Genomic DNA, 16,125 nt, shown 5'->3' with positions numbered 1-16,125 from the left:
GCTTGCTAGCGAACTACCCGGCTCGTTTCGGGGTTGAAACAGTCACTTCTAGTATCGCTCTACTCCTCCCCGCTCGCTTCATGCTGCACCGCCTTCGCGCCCTGCCTTTTCTGTTATTGATTACGTTGTTGAGTGCTTGTAGCCAGAACCAAACCCTGCGCGGCCTCTTTCAGCAAACCACGCCCCACGAAACCTACGCCCGCCGCCTGCAACAGTCGGGCCTCGCCGAAACGGCCCTGGGTCGCGACTGGCTCCGGGCCGCCGAACAGGCGTTGCGCGACTCGCTCACCGTGAAGCTGCCCTACCAGGAATCGGGCTTTTTTCCGGCCGACCGGGCCGTGGCGCTGGGCCTGCGCTACGGTGTGCGGGCGGGTGAGGCTATCCAGGTCAGCCTCACGCTGGCTCCCGGCACGGCCGCGCCCCGCGTGTTTCTCGATGCTTTCGAGCTGAGCCCCGATCAGCCCGCGCCCCGGCACCTGATGGCCGCCGACACAACCAGCCTCTCGTTTCGCTACGTGGTGGAGGCCGACCGCCAGCACCTATTGCGGGTGCAGCCCGAGCTGCTGCGCGGGGGGCGCTACACGCTCAGCATCCGCCGCGAGCCCACCCTGAGCTTCCCGGTGCAGGGCAAGTCTGATAAGGCTATCGGCTCGTTCTGGGGCGCGGGGCGCGACGGCGGGGCCCGCCGCCACGAGGGCGTCGATATTTTTGCCGCCCGCGGTACGCCTGCCGTCGCCGCGGCTGCTGGCATCGTTACGCGGGTAAACGAGACTCCGCTGGGTGGCCGGGTTGTGTGGCTTTCCACCGCCGATTTCAACGCCCACCTCTATTACGCCCACCTCGATAAGCAGCTGGTGCAGCCCGGCCAGCGCGTGCGCCTGGGCGACACGCTGGGGCTAGTGGGCAACACCGGCAACGCCCGCACTACGCCGCCCCACCTGCACTTCGGCGTGTACCGCAGCGGCGCCCTCGATCCGCTACCCTTTGTGCGTAAGGCCGATGCGCCAGCTACAACGCCGAAGAAGCTGCCCGCCGAGCTGGGCCAGTACGTACGCGTACGCGCCCCACGACTCCCGTTGCGCCCCGCACCAGCCACTAACGCGGCGGGCTTGGCGGGCCATATCGCCACGCCTACCATCCCGCTGCTGGTGCTGGGCGCCGTGCCCGGCTGGTTGCGGGTGCAGCTACCCGGCGGCGGCAGCGGCTTCGTACCTGCCCCGGCTGTGCGGACTGCCGTACCGCTGCGCCGTGAAAAGCTGACGGCCGAGGCCGAGCTGCGCTCCTTCCCACTACCCGACGCACCGGCCGTAGCAGCCTTGCCGGCCCAAACCGCCGTGGCCGTGCTGGGCGAGTTTGGGGGCTACCGCCTCGTGCGCCAGGCCAACGGCCGCACCGGCTGGGTTAAGGCCGGATAAATGGCCGGGATAATTCGCGCCTATTTTTTCCGGTTCTTCCTTCGGCCTTCATGAAGTTGCCCGTAGGTTTGAGCCGGTGATTAGAGTAATAACGCGGAGTGGCTTTTTCGGAAGTTGTTCCGCGTTCCTGTTTTACTCCAGATCAGCAGTTGCTTCGTATGTGGCTACGGCCGCTGTATCTTACCTCTTTCTACTACCTACTTATGCGCGTTTTACTTTTCGCAACTGCTTTGCTGGCAGCTGAATCAGGCTTGGCATCAACTGGTTTTGCCCAGACGACTTCTGCGGCGGCCGTGCCCGTTGCTGCCTGGGGTAGTAGCCTGGAGGCAGCCATGCAGCAGGCTAAGGCCACCAACCGGCCCGTGCTGGCTGTTTTTTCGGGCTCCGACTGGTGCAAGCCCTGCATTATGCTGAAGCAGGAAGTGTTTGATACGCCGGCCTTCGAGCAGTTTGCCCGCGACAGGTTTGTGCTGGCGCACTTCGATTTCCCGCGTAGCAAGAAGAACAAGCTGTCGGCTGAGCAGCAAAAACAAAACGAGCTGGCCGCCTCCAAATTCAACCAGGAGGGTTCCTTTCCACTGGTAATCTTGATTTCGCCTGAAGGCAAGGTATTGGCCAAAACCGGCTACCGGCCCGGCGGCGAGGCCGCCTACGAAGCGCACCTCACCGCCCTGCTGGCCCGCAAATAGAGCGTCCTCTTGCCTTGGTCGATGCTGCCCGAATAGCACCACCAATCAGTTCTTTTCGGCTCCGATTATCCCATTTGCTATGCATGCCGCCTCCTTGCTCCGTTTTTTGTGGCTGCTGGCGCTGTTGCTGCCTTGGCAACCCATGAACGCAGCCGCTCAGCTGCGCAATTTCAGCAAGCAGGCCCAACTCATGGGCTCACACTTCACCTACACGGTGGTGGCCGACAACGATACGCTGGGCTGGACTGCGCTCAACGCCGCCATTGCTGAAACCCGCCGCATCGACCGGCTTATGTCATTCTGGGATTCCACTTCCCAAATCACGCAGATCAACCGGGCCGCCGGCCTGCACCCGGTAGTAGTTGACCAGGAGGTGTACGACCTGATTGAGCGTACCCTCCGAATTTCGGCTTTGAGCGGCGGGGCCTTTGACATCACCTTCGCCTCGGCCGACAAAATTTACCGCTTCGACCGGCAGGAGCACCCGCTGCCGCCCGAAGCCGTGCGCCGGGCCGCCGTGGCCCGCATCAACTACCGCCACGTGCTGCTCGACCCCGCCCGGCGCACCGTTATGCTCCAGGAGAAGGGCATGCGCATCAATCTGGCTGGGGTGCTGCAGGGCTACGGCATCCGGCGAGCCCGGCAGATGCTCGATAAGCTTGGCATCAAAGGTGGCCTGCTCAACGGCTCGGGCGATATTCTGTGCTGGGGCCGGCAGGCCGATGGCTCGCTCTGGCGCGTGGCCATCGGCAACCCCGACCACCCCGGCAGCATTTCGAGCTGGGTGCAGGTAACCGATGTGGCCGTGGTAACGGCCGGCAACTACGAGCAGTACTTCACGTCGGGCGGCAGGGTGTACGGCCACATTATCAACCCCGCCACTGGCCTGCCCGCCACTGGCCTGCGCTCCGTCACCATCATCTGTTCCGATGTGGAGCTGGCCGACTGCCTCGATGAAGTAGTGTTCGTGAAGGGCCCCGTGGAGGGCCTGGCCTTCATCAACCAACTCAAGGGCGTCGACTGCACCCTGATTACCGACGACAACCGCACGCTGGTTTCCAAAAACATGCAGATCAACTACTACCGCAACAGCGCCCCGGTGCCGGCAACCCGCCAACCGTAACCGGGTAATTTACCGTACGTTTTCCGGCGCTTCGCCCTCACGCTTTCTGCTTCTTGCTCATGCCCGATATTCCAGCTCTTATTTGCGTGCGCCGCCCGATAATTGGGCTGGCCGGTTTGCTGCTGGCGGCGGGTAGCCTGGGGGGCTGCGTGTCGGTGGCCGCGTATCAGAAGGTATACCTCAACGACGAGGATATGAAGCTCGCCAACAAGCGGATAGAGGTTTACGAATCCAACTTTCAGTCGTACCGCGAAGGAGCCGGCGGGGCCAACGGCGGCAAGGTGGGTGGCGGTTGCGGCTGTAATTAAGGCCCTTAGCCCACTGCGCTGGGGTAGTTTTTCGAAGATGTGCTTTTCGCTTGTTGTATGTGTCTATTCTGGATTGAGGTGGCTTTTTTTCGTCGGATGACTCTGGCCGCCTGCGTAGTACTGCTGCCTGGCCTGGCTTGGGCCCAGGGGGGCGCTACGCCCAACCGCATCGATGGCTCCGGGGTGCCGCTCCGCCTCCAGCCCACTGCGCCCGGCACTTCGGTGGGCGAAACCGAAATCAATATCCTGGGGAGCTACTACCAGCAGGACGGCACGCACGGGGCCGTGCAGGGCGGGCGCGGCACCGAGTACCTCACCGACGTAACTCCTACCATCATCCTCAATATCCCGCTCGATACGGTCAGCCGGCTCACGGCCAACATCGGGGCCGACTTTTACGCCTCCGCCTCCACCGACCGTATTGATGGCGTGGAGGGCCTTTTCCTGTCCACCCCTTCGGCGCGCGACACGCGCCTGCACGCCGATTTCGGTTACTCGCGCGAGAATAAGGCCAAGCGCCGCACTATCGGGCTGGGAGCCGGCGTATCGACTGAATATGACTACTTCTCGGTGAACGTAGCGGGCTCGTGGGCCAAGAGCTCCCGCGACGGCAACCGCGAGTTCAGCGTTGCCGGGCAGGTGTATCTCGACAAGGCCACTCTCATCTATCCCACCGAACTGCGCACTGGTCAGCAACTCGTGCCCACCGACAAGCGCCAGAGCTACAATTTGTCGCTGGTGTATTCGCAGGTAATCAACCAGCGGCTGCAGATTGCCGTCAGCACCGAGCTGGTGTACCAGCGCGGGCTGCTGAGCACGTCCTTCCACCGGGTGTATTTCCGCGAGCCGGGCAATGTGGCCCCCAAGGTAGAGCAGTTGCCGCAGCGCCGCTTTAAGTACCCGGTGGCGTTACGGGCAAGCTACTTTGCCTCCGATTTTGTGCAGCTAAGGGGCTTTTACCGCTTCTACAACGACAACTTCGGTATCTCGGCCCACACCTTTGAGCTGGAAACGCCGCTGAAAGTAACCCCCTTCTTCGTGCTTTACCCATTCTACCGCTACCACACCCAAACGGCGGCCAGGTACTTCGCCCCCTACGCCCAGCACTCCAGCGCCAGCGAGTTCTACACCTCCGACTACGACCTGTCGGATTTCTCGGCCAATAAGTTCGGACTGGGGCTGCGCTACTCGCCGGTGTACGGCATCAGCCGCTTCAAAACCCCCTTCGGCAACGGACAGGGCGGCCGCAAAGTGGCCAAATTCAAGTCGCTCGATGTGCGCTACGCCTATTACCAGCGCAACAACAATTTCAACGCCAACCTAGTCAGCTTCGATCTAGCCTTCACGATGCCATAGCAGAGTGATGAGTTGACAGCTTAGTGTACTTTCTGCAACAACTGATTAACAAACAATTATTGCAGAGAGCATTATCCTTGCTAGCAATGTAAAGCGCCGCCGGAATAGCTCCGGCGGCGCTTTGCAGTATATCTGACAGGGCAGTGGACACTGGTGCAGCAGTGCAGATAGTTTAATTTTTATACAATCACTTACCCGTCCGAACAGAAACTGCAGGCTGTCTGCCTGACTCGACCTTATTCGGCAATAACTACCGCACGTTTCAGGGTCTTGGAGAATGCCAGGCGCCGCTCCCGGCCATCGGCCGAGGGGTAATCGAAGCCAATGGCCCGACTATCGGCTTTCACCGACGACCACGACTGGGCATCCACGTTCTCGGGCTGAACGGCCGCCTTAGGCACGGCCGGCTGCACAAACCGGTCGTCGCGGAAAAAGCTGTTCATGCCCTGCAGAATAGCAATTTCCTTGTCGCGTACGGTAGCCGTCTGCGGATCGGTCATGTCCTGGTCGCGGATAAGGGCGGTGGCGGGCATCACCTCCTGGCGTAGCGTATCGCCGGTGCTGCTGAGGATGATAAAGTAAGCCCGCGACGAAGCAATTTTAGGTCCGCGCAGCTGCAACACAAAGGAATCCTTGTCCTTGGTGGAGGAGAAGTTATGGGTGGCGTTTACCGTACGTAACACGGTACGCTCGCTCACCCGGCCGCGGTTGGCCTCCAGGCCAGGCGTAAATTGACGGTCGGTGTTGCGGGAGGTGGCCACTTCGCGCTCCGTATTCAGGCAAGACGACAGCTGAAGCAGGCAAAAGGCTCCGGCAACGGGGATTAATAGTTTTTTCATGAGTAAACAGACGCAGCAACAATTCAGCCAGACAGCCTTTAGAAAGGCTCCAGCCCCGAAAGTTCGGGATTTCCCCGCATTCGGCCAATTATAAATATCCCTAAATCAATTAACTATTAATACCCTGCCCCCACGCGCACGCAGTTGTATGGCCGGCAGCTGGCTTGCTTACGAAATTTGCCTGCCTGCAGACTGCTTTGGAAAGCCTTTTTTTGGTCGGAACTCAGAATACCCCCACCTCTATGCCCAGCAGCCAGCGCGGTAGCTCGGGGTAGATAGCGGGCGCCTGAGTGCTGAATGTATCGGCGAGCCGGTAGCGGCCCACCAGGGCGTAGCGGCCCGCGCCCAGCCGGGTACCTAGTCCCCAGCTCCAGCGGCGCAGGTAGGCCGGGCGTACTTCGCGCACCAGCGTCCGGGTGCCTTGCCCCTGCCCGGGCCGGTCTTCGTAGCTGTGGTTGCTGCTTATCGCCCAGCTGCCCCAGCCGCTTACGTCGAGGTAGTGTCCTACCACGTTTCCGCGCCGCCCGAAACTCAACCGGACAAAGGGCTCCAGCTGCAGCTGCGTCAGGCTCAGTGATTCGCGGTAGTGCGGCTGGGCCGTGGGCACCTGTTTGGCACTGCTTTGCCGCAAGTGGTAGCGCAGGTAGGCAAAGCGGGCATCCAGCCCTGCCGCCGTGGCGCCTGTTACGCGCCACTTGTTGCGCAGCCCAACAAACAGCTCGCCCGATTGGGGGTAGCGCAACGGGGCTCCGGGCCCGTCGGCCGCGCCCACCACGGCAGTGTAGCCTAGGTACAGGTGCTGATAAAGGGCCCGGTTGGGGCCGTAGCGCCTAGGAATGGTATCGGTGGCGGGGTCGGCGCGCAGCAGCACCCGCTGGGCCGCTGCCAAGCGGGGCCAAACGGTCAGCAGCAGCAGGGCCAGCAAAGGTGGCCAGTTAAAGATGAGCCTGTTCATAAAACGCTGAAGCTAGCCGTGTATCCCCGGAAATGCACCCGTAGTGTACCACCCGCTGGCAACTGTTGCAGCGGCACCCGCAGGATGGCCCGCTGGCTTACCTCCAGCACCTCATAGCGCGTAATAAAGCCGCTGGCATCGCGCAACTGCCAGTACAGCGGGGCCGGCGGGCTGGCAATTTCGGCCGTTGGAGTGTCGGCAAGCGGCTCGGTAGCGGCCTGCAGCGGCAGCGAATAAGCGGGCACAACGGCTGCCTCGGGTCGGATAATAACGCTAACGGCCGAGTCGGCGGCCACAAAATCGAAGGTGGGATTTGGCAATACCGCCGGCCCGTCGCCGGCGCTGAAGGCGGCTACCCGGGGCAGGCCGTAACCGTGGGCATAGTCGAAATACGGGTAGAGCTGCCCGGCCTGCTGCAGCCGGGCAAACAGCGCCATTACCGGCAAATCGCGCTGCTGCTGCCAGGCACAGGCCGCAAAGCCCGCCACCAAAGGGCTGGCAAACGAGGTACCCTCGACCCGCTCGAAGCCACCCGGCACGGCCGTTATGGCCACCCCGAAAGCCGACAGATTAGGTTTGAGCCGCCCGCCCGCCGCGGGCCCGTAGCTGCTGAAAGGCAGATGCAGAAACGTATCGGGGTCGAGGCCGCCCACGGTCAGCACCGAGTCGGCATCGGCAGGCGTGCCAACGGTGCGCCACGTGGGGTCGTCGCCGTCATTACCGGCCGCATTCACCACCAGCATGCCCTTGCGCACGGCCATGGCGGCGGCGCGGGCCACTAGGCTGGTACGCCCGTTCATCTGCTCGGGAAAGTAGCGACGGTCGGTGTAGCCCAGCGAGGAGTTGATAATGTCAGCCCCGTTCCGGTCGGCCCACTCGGCGGCGGCCAGCCAGGCTTCTTCCTCGGCGTACAGCTCGCTGCCCTGCTGTTCGGTGCGCGCCAACAGGAACTCAGCGCCCGGCGCCAGCCCCAGAAAGGTGCTGTCGGGTAGCTGGCCGGCCAGGCACGAGAGCACCTCGGTGCCGTGGCTGCCACCCCGGTATACATCGGGGGTGCGGCGCAGGAAATCGTAGGTGGCCGCAATGGCCCGGCGGCGGTACAGGTGCGCGAAGGCCGGATGCGTGTTGGTGGCACGGAAGCCTACATCGAACACGGCAATACGCAGCCCCTGCCCTTGCTGCCCCGCCTGCCGGAATCCGGCGGCCCCGAGCACGGCCGTTTGCCGGCGGGCCAGCACCAAGTCGTCGGGCGAGAGGGGATCAGGCGAGCCAGCCGGTGGCGCGGCAGGGCGTTGCAGGCGGTGGATTACGGCAGGCAACATGGGGCGCTCGGGCCATACCTCTACGCTGGATACGCCGGGCAGAAGCCTTATACGGGCAGCCTGGGCAGCGGTGGCTCGGCAGGCCACGGCATTAAACCAGCGGCTGACAAGCGTAACCGAATCAGTTAGTGCCCGCACCCGGGCCAGATAATCGGGGCGCACCGGGAAATCGGTGCTGTCGGCGGCGGGCAGGTGCTGGCGACGGCGACGGGCCTGGGCAGCCGGGTCGAAATAGGCGGCGGGTTGCAGCATCTGGCCCGCTTTGTCGCGGAACGTAACCCAATAGCGGGCAGCAGGAGCCGTGATGGATGCGGAGCTCTGAGCGGCCGCCGGCAGCCCAGCCAGCAACCCCAGCCATAAAGTCAGATGTTTACGAAAGCGCAATTGTTCTCTTACCTAAAAACCTGTTTCAGATTCGAAGGTACAATAAAGCCCCGTTTGACGAAGCATCGACGGCACACTGGTCGACAACCAGGCCTACGGTTGAGCCGTTGTAGCGGGGTAGCTCCACAAAATTATTTTTGGGGCAGTTTTTTTTCTACCGCTTCACTGTTTTTTTATTTCTACTACTCGTATGTTCTTTTCTTCCGTTTTCCCCAAAGTGCTCTGCGGAGCGGCCCTGCTTGTTGGCTCGGCCAGCTGCGTGTCGCAGAAAAAATTTGACGCTGCGCAACGCTCATTTCAGGAGGCGGCCCAGGCCCGCGACCAACTACAGGTTGAAAAATCGGCCCTCGAAAATGAGAAGGCGCGCAATGAAGAATCGTTGCGCAGTAATTTACTTTCTAAAAATCAGCAGGTAAACCAACTCAACCAAAGCCTGAGCGGAGCCCAGCAGGAAAATTCGCAGCTTTCCACCGATTTGCGTACCAAGGAAGAGCGCATTGCCGAAATGCAGCGCGTGCTTGACCAGAAGGAAGCCGCCGTGAAGGCGTTGCGCCAAAAAGTAGGCGACGCGCTGCTTGGTTTCAACGCCCAGGATTTGCAGGTAAACGTTAAAAACGGCAAAGTGTACGTGTCGCTTTCCGAGCAGCTACTCTTCAAATCGGGCTCGACCAAAGTAGACCCCAAAGGCCAGGAAGCCCTCAAGAAACTGGCGGCGGCTCTCAAAGGCAACCAGGACGTGAACGTGCTGGTGGAAGGCCACACCGACAACGTGCCGGTGCGCGGCGTGGTGAACGGGGCGAAGGACAACTGGGATTTGAGCGTGTTACGGGCAACTGAAATCACCCGTATTCTCACCGAATCGGGCCTTTCTGATTCGCAGGTAACGCCTTCGGGACGGGCGCAATTTGTGCCCATTGCAACCAACGACACCCCCGCCAACAAGGCGCTTAACCGCCGTACCGAAATTATTCTGACGCCTAAGCTCGATGAGCTGTTTCAAATTCTGGAACAGAATTAACGCGCTTTCAGCCAATGGTTTCTCCCATACTACAGCGTACTCCGTAGTCAGTACTTTGTGGGTAAAAACTATGTCTCCCGGCAGTTAATCTTGCGACTGGCCTGACCAATAATATTCTAAAAAGCAGGTAGCCTGTTTACCCGGGCTGATAACAGGGCAAACAGGCTACCTGCTTTTATGGCGTCACTTTATTTATTCTCCGGGCCAGATATATTATTGCTTTTCACGTATCGGGATTATTTCGAACACCTAAATGCTTGTGAAATAAAAATAAACAGGCAACTTTACAACCTCATAACTTCTCAACCCATTTATTTTCCTAATGGCAACCAACGACCTTAATAAGCTCCAGGAAATTCTCAATAGCGCCGAAGACAACCACGCGCTCCTGACCCGCATTCGGAAGCAGGCTTCTAAAATCAACAGCATGATGGAAGAAATGAACGCTATGCTGGACCCTAGCTACAAAATTGAGAAGAAAGAGCGTAAGCCACGCGCCGCCAACAACACTGGCAAAGGCCCCGGTCGTCCGCGCAAAAACGCTGCCGCCGAATAATATTTTCGGTAAGCGTAGAACTGAAAGTGCCCGGCTGCCAATGGCAGCCGGGCACTTTTATTATGTCACATTTCTGAAAGCTGACGATATTCTTATAGTCCGTATTTGCTGAGCAAATACACCAGCGCGGCCATGCTGGCACCGCCCAGTTCCAACTCGCGCCGGTTCACCTTGTCAAACGTGTCGGCGGCGGTGTGGTGAATGTCGAAGTAGCGCTGCGAGTCGCAGTCGTAGCCGAACAGGGCCTTGGCCTGGTCTTTAAGCGGGCCGATGTCGGTGCCGGCGTGGCCTTGCGCGAACTGCCCGCTGTTGTAGGGTACGAACAGCGGCTGCCAGGCCTCAATTTTGCGTACCACGGCCGGGGCCGCTTCAATGTTGAAGCCCCGGGGCGTGAAGCCGCCACCATCGGATTCCAGGGCGGCGAGGTGGTTTTCGTTGTTGGCTTTGGCTACTTCGGCGTATTTGAGGCCGCCGCGGTTGCCGTTTTCCTCGTTCATGAACAGCACGGCCCGCAGGGTGCGCTCGGGGCGCAGGCCGGTAGCCTTCAGTAGGCGTAACGCCTCCATGCTCTGCACGCAACCGGTGCCGTCGTCGTGGGCACCCTGGCCCAAGTCCCAGGAGTCGAGGTGGCCGCCCACGGTGATGATCTGGTCGGGGTATTTAGAGCCCTTGATTTCACCGATGACGTTGTAGCTTTTCACGTCGGGCAGGGTTTGGCAGCTCATTTCCAGCTCCACGCTCAGGTTGGAGTCGGCCTTGAGCAGCTGGCTGAGCTGGTCGGCACCAATGGTGCTGAGGGCGGCGGCGGGCACCTGCGTTACACCTTCCTGGTAACTCATAGTGCCGGTATGGGGCAAATCGTCGTGGGCCAGGGTGAGGCTGCGCACGAGTGCGCCCACGGCCCCGCGCTTGGCGGCGGCCGCAGCGCCGGAGCGGCGCTGGTCGCCGGCCTCACCGTAGGCTTTGCCAGTTTCCACATGTAGCGGGTTCATGGGGCGGTTGAAGAACACGAACTTACCCTTCACTTTGGCTTCGGGCAACGCGGCCAGCTCGGCCAGACTCTGCACCTCTACCACGCCGGCGCGCAGCTTGCCGCCGGTGCCCACCGAGCCCCCCAGCGCCACCACGTTCAGGTTCACGCCCTTGCCCTTATCGCCCCGGATGCTGGCCTTTTCCTTGGCCCCGCGCACCCAGTGGGGCACCATCACTTCCTGCAGATACACGCGGTCGAGGCCAAGCTTTTCCATAGTCGTCTGGCCCCATTGCACGGCTTGGGCGGCCTGGGGCGAGCCGCTGAGGCGGGCGCCAATCTGGCCGGTGAGGTAGCGCAGGTTCTCGTAGCTCTGCCCGCGGGCCAGGGCTTCGTCGTAAATCCGGCGGATATTGACCGAGTCGGTGGCGGTGGGCGCCTGGGCCCGCACGGCCAGCGGGGCGGCGGGCAGTAGCAGGGCTAGCACCAGGGCGCGGCGCAGGAAAGCAATTGGCATAAGCAGGGAGCGGAAAGCGGCTAAAAAAGTCGGAATAGAAGTCTATAGAGCCAAAACGAGCCGGCCGGTTGCAGCCGACCAAGCCACCGGCCCACCAACCTACTGGCCCGCCGATGAAAACCATTGATGACTGCTATTCCTGATGAGGACTACTGGTTGACGGACGACGCGCCGTAGCGGTGGGCAACGGCCGTGGCGGGGCGGGTGGCATCGGTGGGAAGATGCACTTCCAGCAGGTAATCGTAGATTTCATCGGGCACGGTGGGCACGGGCCGGGGGGCACCCAGGGCCTCCGCGGTTTCGAGGATGGTGTTGGAGTGACCCACCACCAGCACGTTCTGGTTGGGGTAGTCGCGGCGGATGCGGGCGGCCAGCGCGGGCAGCTCGCGGGCATCGTAGACCAGCACCGGCAGGCGGCGGGCGGCGGCCAGCGGAGCCACCGTGGCCTGGGTGCGGGCCGTGTTGGTGCTGAAAATGGCGCTCAGGCGCGTCTGGCGCGGAATAACGGCGGCCAGGGCCTGGGCGCGGGCCTGGCCGGCGGCCGTCAGGGGCGGGTCGGGCAAGCCGGGCGTAAGGTCTTTTTCGGCGTGGCGCACCACGTACACCCGGGTTTCGGGGCCCAGGGCAGCCTCAGTGGGGCCGGGCTTGCGCACGCAGGCCGCAGCCAAACCGAACAGCAGCAGCCAGCCGGCCAGAAGCAGCCCCCAGGCGGCCAGGGGGCGCGGGGTTTTGGTTGTAGAGTTCATCAGTTGCCGCATTATTTCGCGTTTAAGATCTGTTTCAATTCGGCGGCACTCACGCTAAGCAGGCCCACTTTGGGCAGGCGCTCGGTCAGCAGCCGCCAGTTGGGCTCTTGTTTGAAGATGGGCCGCAGCAGCTTCAGGGCTTCGGGCAGGCGCTGCTTGTTGGCCAGGCTGATGGCGTGCCAGTACTGCATTTCCAGGTTGTCGGGGAAGAGCTTTTCGGCGGCCTCGTATTCGCGGATGGCGCCGGGCACGTCGTTGTTCTCTACGGCCAAATCGCCGGCGTTCATGTGCTCGTAGGCCCGGCGCAGGCGCAGCAGACGGCCCAGCTCGCGCAGGGGTTCGGCGCTGTCGTCCACGCGCAAATCTACCAGGCGGTCGGTCCAGGGCTCGGCGCTGGCCGTGCCGCGCACCACCAGCAGCGCCGCCGACTGCCGGCCCCGGATGTCGCCGCCCGCGGCCTGGGCGCCTTCCAGGGCCGCGAGCAGACGCTCGGGCAGCGGCAGCTGGGCGTTGCGCTCGAAGGCGCGGGCCATGGCAGCCGGCACCTGTTCCGTCAGCATCATGTTCGACTGCACCGAAAACTGCGCACCCTGTTGGTGGCCGGCAAAATCGATGCACTTGGCCCCGGTATGGGTGGCCACCCGGCCCTGGTTGTCCACGATGGCTACCTGACGCACGTCGCGGCCTTCGTCGGTGCGCAGCAGCTCGTCGAGGGTCTGCTGGGCCGACTGGCCGCTTTTAAGCAGCGCCAGCCCCCGCGGGCCGAACGATTTGTTGGTGAACGACTGGGTGGCAATGGCCCCCACCCCGGCTTCTGCCCAGCTTACGCTCGTGCCCACCGAAAACCAGTGGCTCTGTACGGCCACGGCCAACTCGCCGGTGCGCGGGTCGCGGGCCACGATGCTATAGGTGTGGGCCAGCGGGTCGGTGGCGCGGTATATCTGGGCGGTGGCGGACCCGGCCAGCGCCAGGCACAGCGCCAGCAAAGGCAGAATGCGGTTTATCATGGCTTAAAGCTAAGTCAGAATAGGCACGTAGCGCAAGTTTATTGGGTTTGCGGGCCGATTAGGCGGAGCCCGCCAGCCCGGGCTGGCAACTTTCGGCTGCCCGAACGGTAGTAACGGCCCGGCCCCGGCAGCCCCGGCGCCTCGGCCCGGGTTCGCACCCGGCCGCTTATCTTGCCCCCATGCCCGAGCCTCCACCCGCTATCGAAGCCCGCAACCTGCGCAAGCACTACGGCGCCCACGCGGCGGTGCAGGATGTGTCGTTTCGGGTGGAAGCGGGCCAGACGCTGGTGCTGCTGGGGCCCAGCGGCTGCGGCAAAACCACGCTGCTGCGCATGCTCAACCGCCTCGTGGAGCCTGATTCCGGCACCGTGTTCATCAACGGGCAGGATGCGCGGAGCCAGCCGGCCGAGCAGCTGCGCCGCGGTATGGGCTACGTGATTCAGCAGGTGGGGCTGCTGCCGCACTACACAGTGGCCGAAAACGTGGCCGTGGTGCCGCGGCTGCTGAACCACGCCCCGGCCGCGGTGGCGGCCCGCACCAACGAGCTGCTGACCCGGCTGCACCTGCCGCCCGAGCGGTTTGCGGGGCAGTACCCCAGCCAGCTTTCGGGGGGGCAGCAGCAGCGCGTGGGCCTGGCCCGAGCCCTGGCCGCCGACCCGCCCATCGTGCTGCTCGACGAACCCTTCGGCGCCCTCGACCCCATCACGCGGGCCAGCATCCGGCGCGAGTTCCGGGAGCTGCCCGAGCTGCGCAGTAAAACGATGGTGCTGGTAACTCACGACGTAACCGAAGCCTTCGAGCTGGCCGACCAGATTCTGCTGCTCGACGCCGGCCAGGTGCAGCAGCTGGGCCCGCCCCGCGAGCTGCTGCTGCGCCCCGCCAACGACTTCGTGCGCCGCTTTTTCGCCGCCGAACAGCTGGCGCTGCAGCTGCGGGCCCTGCGACTGGAGGACGTGCTGGGCGAGCTACCGGAGGCTATAAATCGAGTCGTAACTAACAATGAATCAGATTTTAATACACTTCCACTTACTGCATCGGTACAACTAGCGCTGGAGCAGCTAAGCCACGCTCCGGCCCGGCACTCCGGCGAGCCGGTGGTGTGGATGCGGGTGTCCGACAGTACGGTTCGGCCCCTCACCTACGCTACGCTCATGGCCGCTTTTGGCCGGGCCGTGCGGCGGCTGGCAGCAGAAGATTGAACAACCGTAGGGGCGGGGCTTGCCCCCGCCCCTACGGTTGAACGAAACCAGACGTTGCCGTTGAACGGCGGGCGGGGACAAGCCCCGCCCCTACTCGTTCTATTCCTCACCTCCTCACCCCATCACCCCCTTTGAACATCCTTACTGAACTCTTCGCCTTTTGGCAGGCGCAGGCCGACAAGCTGGGACAGCAAACCCTACAGCACATCGGGCTTACGGCGGCTTCGCTGCTGGCGGGAGTGGCGGTGGGCGTGCCCCTGGGGCTGCTGCTAACGCGCCGGCCACGGCTGGCGCCCTGGGTGCTGGGTGGGGCCGGCGTGCTGCAAACCATCCCGAGCATTGCGCTGCTCGGCTTCCTGATTCCGGTATTAGGCATCGGGCCGGGGCCGGCTATTCTGGCGTTGTTCCTGTACTCGCTGCTGCCCATTGTGCGCAATACGCTGGCGGGCGTGCAGGGCGTAGATGCGGCCGTGGTGGACGCCGCCCGGGGACTGGGCCTGACCGATGGGCAGGTGCTGCGCCGCGTGGAGCTGCCGCTGGCTATGCCGGTGCTGCTGGCCGGCATCCGCACGGCGGCCGTGATAAACGTGGGGGTGGCTACACTGGCGGCCTACGTGGCAGCGGGCGGACTGGGCGAATTTATCTTCGGCGGCATTGCCTTGAACAACCCGGTCATGATTCTGGCGGGCGCCATTCCGGCCGCCGCACTGGCTTTGCTGTTTGATGGGGCACTGGCCGGGCTGCAACACCTGCGCGGACGACGGCTGAGGTGGGCCGGGCGGGCACTGCTATTGGCGTTGCCCCTGCTGGCGTGCCTTTACCTGCTGCCCCGCGCCGCCAGCAAGCTGCTGGCCGGCTTTAGCCCCGAGTTTGTGGGCCGCTCTGATGGGCTGCCGGGCCTGCGCCAGCTTTATGGCCTCAACCCGGCCTCGGTGGTGCTGGCTCCGGCGCTGGTGTACGAGGCTGTGCGCAGCGGTGATGTGGACCTGATTGACGGCTACTCGACCGACGGCCGCATCCGGGCCTACGACCTGCGGGTGCTACGCGACGACCGCCACGCCTTTCCGCCTTACCAGGCCGTGCCGGTGGTGCGTCGCCAAACGCTGCAGGCTCATCCCGAGCTGGCCCCCACGCTGGCCTTGCTGGCCGGCCAACTCTCTGATTCAGTGATGACGGAACTGAACTACCGGGTGGATATCCGCCATGAAACGCCCCGCGCCGTGGCCCACGATTTTTTGCGCCGCCGCGGCCTGTGGCGCGAACCGCAGCCCGCCACCGGGGCCACTATTCGGCTGGGCTCCAAGATTTTTGGCGAGCAGTATATTCTGGCTGAAATGTATGCGGCCCTCATCAGAGGCTACACCAACCTGGGCGTGGAGGCCAAAACGGGCCTGGGTGGCACCAGCATCTGCGCCGACGCGCTGCGCACCGGCGCCATCGACCTGTACCCCGAATACACCGGCACCGGCCTGCTGGTGGTGCTCCAGCCTTCGGCCGCCGTGCTCGATTCGCTGGGCCCCGACCCGGCCGCGGTGCTGGCCTACGTGCGCCGCGAGTACCGCCGCCACTACAACTTGGAGTGGCTAGCGCCGCTGGGTTTCAACAACACGTACGCGCTGCTCATGCGCCGCCAACAGGCCGAGCAGCTGGGTATTAGCTCGGTATCGGAGCTGAGCGGGTATTTGAAGTAGAGACGGAGCTTGTCACCGCCATTAAACGAT

At 63.0% G+C, this 16,125-nt stretch carries 15 protein-coding genes; 9 read left to right on the top strand and 6 right to left on the bottom strand.

Annotation, left to right across the window (positions count from 1 at the left end; genetic code table 11):
• Positions 1-80 precede the first annotated feature (80 nt).
• The 5 genes from HW556_RS05950 to HW556_RS05930 all read left to right on the top strand — a co-directional run bounded on the left by HW556_RS05950 (position 81) and on the right by HW556_RS05930 (position 4,891).
• The gene (locus HW556_RS05950; protein ID WP_176898921.1) at positions 81-1,415 is read left to right on the top strand and encodes a M23 family metallopeptidase; all 1,335 of its coding nucleotides are present in this window, start codon (positions 81-83) and stop codon (positions 1,413-1,415) included.
• A gap of 203 nt (positions 1,416-1,618) precedes the next feature.
• Entirely contained in the window at positions 1,619-2,104 is a 486-nt protein-coding gene (locus HW556_RS05945; RefSeq protein ID WP_176898919.1) for a thioredoxin family protein, read from the top strand.
• Between the two features lie 79 nt (positions 2,105-2,183).
• Positions 2,184-3,227 carry an FAD:protein FMN transferase gene (locus HW556_RS05940; RefSeq protein WP_176898917.1) on the top strand — a complete coding sequence of 348 codons (1,044 nt, stop codon included), beginning with the start codon at positions 2,184-2,186 and terminating at the stop codon, positions 3,225-3,227.
• A gap of 59 nt (positions 3,228-3,286) precedes the next feature.
• Complete coding sequence (locus tag HW556_RS05935) at positions 3,287-3,535, top strand: DUF4266 domain-containing protein (protein ID WP_176898915.1); 249 nt, start codon at positions 3,287-3,289, stop codon at positions 3,533-3,535.
• A gap of 96 nt (positions 3,536-3,631) precedes the next feature.
• Positions 3,632-4,891, top strand: a complete 1,260-nt coding sequence (locus HW556_RS05930; protein WP_176898912.1) for a DUF3570 domain-containing protein — start codon at positions 3,632-3,634, stop codon at positions 4,889-4,891.
• Positions 4,892-5,127: 236 nt separating this feature from the next.
• Here the strand turns inward: HW556_RS05930 and HW556_RS05925 are convergent, their stop codons facing one another.
• The 3 genes from HW556_RS05925 to HW556_RS05915 all read right to left on the bottom strand — a co-directional run bounded on the left by HW556_RS05925 (position 5,128) and on the right by HW556_RS05915 (position 8,391).
• Complete coding sequence (locus HW556_RS05925) at positions 5,128-5,730, bottom strand: hypothetical protein (protein WP_176898910.1); 603 nt, start codon at positions 5,728-5,730, stop codon at positions 5,128-5,130.
• 223 nt (positions 5,731-5,953) lie between these two features.
• Complete coding sequence (locus tag HW556_RS05920; protein WP_176898908.1) at positions 5,954-6,685, bottom strand: hypothetical protein; 732 nt, start codon at positions 6,683-6,685, stop codon at positions 5,954-5,956.
• Entirely contained in the window at positions 6,682-8,391 is a 1,710-nt protein-coding gene (locus HW556_RS05915) for a S8 family serine peptidase (protein ID WP_176898906.1), read from the bottom strand. Before HW556_RS05915 ends, HW556_RS05920 begins: the two co-directional genes overlap by 4 nt.
• A gap of 190 nt (positions 8,392-8,581) precedes the next feature.
• Here HW556_RS05915 and HW556_RS05910 point away from each other — a divergent pair, with 190 nt between their 5' ends.
• Positions 8,582-9,409: an OmpA family protein gene (locus tag HW556_RS05910; protein ID WP_176898904.1), complete on the top strand. Its 828-nt coding sequence runs from the start codon at positions 8,582-8,584 to the stop codon at positions 9,407-9,409.
• A gap of 322 nt (positions 9,410-9,731) precedes the next feature.
• Complete coding sequence (locus HW556_RS05905) at positions 9,732-9,965, top strand: hypothetical protein (protein WP_176898902.1); 234 nt, start codon at positions 9,732-9,734, stop codon at positions 9,963-9,965.
• Positions 9,966-10,057: 92 nt separating this feature from the next.
• Here the strand turns inward: HW556_RS05905 and HW556_RS05900 are convergent, their stop codons facing one another.
• From HW556_RS05900 to HW556_RS05890, 3 genes are all read right to left on the bottom strand, one after another.
• Positions 10,058-11,452: a M20/M25/M40 family metallo-hydrolase gene (locus tag HW556_RS05900; protein ID WP_176898900.1), complete on the bottom strand. Its 1,395-nt coding sequence runs from the start codon at positions 11,450-11,452 to the stop codon at positions 10,058-10,060.
• Positions 11,453-11,601: 149 nt separating this feature from the next.
• A complete protein-coding gene (locus HW556_RS05895) occupies positions 11,602-12,198 on the bottom strand; it encodes a histidine phosphatase family protein (protein ID WP_176898898.1) in 597 nt (198 codons plus the stop codon).
• An 11-nt stretch (positions 12,199-12,209) separates the two neighbouring features.
• Entirely contained in the window at positions 12,210-13,205 is a 996-nt protein-coding gene (locus HW556_RS05890) for a DUF1028 domain-containing protein (protein WP_176898897.1), read from the bottom strand.
• A 179-nt stretch (positions 13,206-13,384) separates the two neighbouring features.
• On the opposite strand from HW556_RS05890, the gene HW556_RS05885 reads away from it, so the two are divergent.
• Positions 13,385-14,404 (top strand): ABC transporter ATP-binding protein, encoded by a 1,020-nt coding sequence (locus tag HW556_RS05885; protein ID WP_176898894.1) that lies wholly within the window; start codon positions 13,385-13,387, stop codon positions 14,402-14,404.
• A 131-nt stretch (positions 14,405-14,535) separates the two neighbouring features.
• Positions 14,536-16,095: an ABC transporter permease/substrate-binding protein gene (locus HW556_RS05880; RefSeq protein ID WP_176898893.1), complete on the top strand. Its 1,560-nt coding sequence runs from the start codon at positions 14,536-14,538 to the stop codon at positions 16,093-16,095.
• Positions 16,096-16,125 lie beyond the last annotated feature (30 nt).

The organism is Hymenobacter terrestris (assembly GCF_013377905.1).
GTDB classification, from domain to species: Bacteria; Bacteroidota; Bacteroidia; order Cytophagales; family Hymenobacteraceae; genus Hymenobacter; species Hymenobacter terrestris.
This window is presented reverse-complemented; position numbering and strand designations above follow the sequence as displayed.